This is a genomic window from Butyricimonas hominis (genome assembly GCF_014287455.1).
In the GTDB taxonomy this organism is placed as follows: Bacteria; Bacteroidota; Bacteroidia; order Bacteroidales; family Marinifilaceae; genus Butyricimonas; species Butyricimonas muris.
Genome location: NZ_JACOOH010000071.1, coordinates 1 through 607 on the forward strand (window position 1 = coordinate 1; position 607 = coordinate 607).

The 607-nt window shown below is 57.8% G+C and carries 1 pseudogene; it reads right to left on the reverse strand.

Annotated elements, in window-relative coordinates:
* Window positions 1-184: 184 nt before the first annotated feature.
* Window positions 185-607: pseudogene (locus H8S64_RS22310) on the reverse strand (hypothetical protein); the annotation flags it as partial.

The following is a 607-nucleotide window of genomic DNA, read 5'->3' on the forward strand; positions in this document are numbered from 1 at the left end:
CCGTAGGCTTCCGGCATGGCAAGCTGGATTAAGTGGCCGAACGCCCATGTCACCATATATCCGTTGCCGGAAAGATAACCGTCATTACGCCCGGTCGCACCGATGATGCGGGCGATGTCCTTTGCCACGCTGGGCTTCTCTGCTATCAATGCAATCATAATTCTTTACTTTTTAATGGTGGATATTACATTTTCATTCCTCTGGACTTCTTGGGCTTGTCCGCTTTCAGGCTCTTGTCCTGCGCTTTCTCATGCTTCTCTTTCTGCTTGGCGGTGGGCTTGTCCTGACCCTGTTTCAGCGGCTCTTTGCCTTGTTTGGTGGCTTCGTTGGTCTTGCCCCCCGAATTGACCGCTACCTGCGTCCGGCTCTCGGCGGTGGGGGTAACGTCTTTCGGCTGCACCTTGTCGGGGGATTTGCCCTGTGCGCCGGGCTGTACATGACCGTTGAACTCAACGCCCTTGCCGTCCTTTAGCCCGGCGACCTGCCGCTCTGCGGGCTGCTGCCCCTGCTGCAAGAACTGGACGGCGGCACGGGGCAGGAACTCCAAGCCACGCTCCACCGCACTGACCTGCAAATAGGCACTGCGCTGCGTGCCGTCCCTGAATTG